Origin of the sequence: Actinoallomurus acaciae (genome assembly GCF_042429965.1) — a bacterium.
Taxonomy (GTDB): domain Bacteria; phylum Actinomycetota; class Actinomycetes; order Streptosporangiales; family Streptosporangiaceae; genus Actinoallomurus; species Actinoallomurus acaciae.
On record NZ_JBHLZP010001075.1, the window covers coordinates 1 to 1,171 of the forward strand.

1 protein-coding gene and 2 pseudogenes are annotated in these 1,171 nt (G+C 72.1%); 1 reads left to right on the top strand and 2 read right to left on the bottom strand.

The features are described from left to right. A pseudogene (locus tag ACFFNX_RS50575) lies at positions 1-306 on the bottom strand (hypothetical protein); the annotation flags it as partial. Continuing rightward, entirely contained in the window at positions 284-901 is a 618-nt protein-coding gene (locus tag ACFFNX_RS50580; RefSeq protein WP_378213644.1) for a mycothiol-dependent nitroreductase Rv2466c family protein, read from the bottom strand. The gene ACFFNX_RS50580 and the pseudogene ACFFNX_RS50575, both read right to left, overlap by 23 nt. A gap of 39 nt (positions 902-940) precedes the next feature. On the opposite strand from ACFFNX_RS50580, the pseudogene ACFFNX_RS50585 reads away from it, so the two are divergent. Next, a pseudogene (locus tag ACFFNX_RS50585) lies at positions 941-1,171 on the top strand (hypothetical protein); the annotation flags it as partial.

Consider the following 1,171-nt stretch of genomic DNA (forward strand, 5'->3'; position numbering starts at 1 on the left):
GCGGGCCGGTTCGCCGTCGAGCGCCTGGCCGAGCAGCCCGGCCGCGCAGCAGCCGAGGGTCGCGGCACTGGTCGCGACGAGGCCGTGACGGTCGGCGAGGCGGCCGATGCGGCGCGCGAGCAGCGCACCCGCTCCCCAGCAGATGGCGAGCAGGATCCCGATCCGAACGGGGCTCCAGCCGAGTCCGACCAGATAGGCCGCCGACGTGACGTAGAAGGCACCGTCGCCGGCCTGGGCGAGGGCATGCGCCCGGCCGAGGCGGCGCAGCCGCGTCCGGCCGTCGTCAGCCGGTGTGCAGCCGCTCATCGCGATTCCCCTTGATCTCGCTGAACGACGGGGTGGTCGCGAGGGTCGACACCGCCTGCCACAGCCGGACCGCGGCGTCTCCACGCGGTACGGCGGTGAGCACCGGGCCGAAGAATCCGCGATCGGCGATGTGCAGGATCGGGGTGCCGCCGTCGTCGGTCAGGGGTGCCGTGGCCGCCTTGGTGCGGCCCCGCAGGTCCGCGTCCCAGGAGGAGTCCTCGGCGGCATGGGCCAACCCGGCCGGGACGCCGAGTTCGTGCAGCGTCAGTGCGATGTTCCGCGCGTCGTCACGAAGACCTTCGACGTGCCGCCGGTGCCCGAATGCCGCATAGAAGCCGGTCCACAGGTCCGCGTGAGGTGAGGCCAGCAGGGCGGCCGCGACCCGGGCGGGTCGCCACGCGCGCTCGTTGTAGTCCCGGTACCACGCGTCGAGCTCCCGGCCTTCGTTCACCACGGACAGGCTCATCAGCTCCCGGCGTACCGTCAGACCGCTCTGCGTCTCGACCTCCGCGAGCCAGCCGCTGGTGATCCACGCGAACGGACAGGTCGGATCGACGTAGGCCGTGACGGTGGTGACGATCAGAGTAGTTTCCATGGAAACTACATTAGTTGACGTGGAAAGTATGCTGTCAAGGTGGAAGAACGAACCGCCCCGGACCATTCCGCGGACGGCGACGCGGTGCGCTCGATCGTCGACGCGTGGCGCGCGCGGCTGCCGGACCTCGACCCATCGCCGCTGCTGGTCCTGGGGCGCATCGAACGCCTGGCCGCGGTGTGCGCCCCGATCCTGCGGCCGCCGTTCGCCGCCGCGAGGCTGGCGCCCGCCGAGTTCGACGTGCTCGCCGCGCTGCGCCGATCCGGCCCG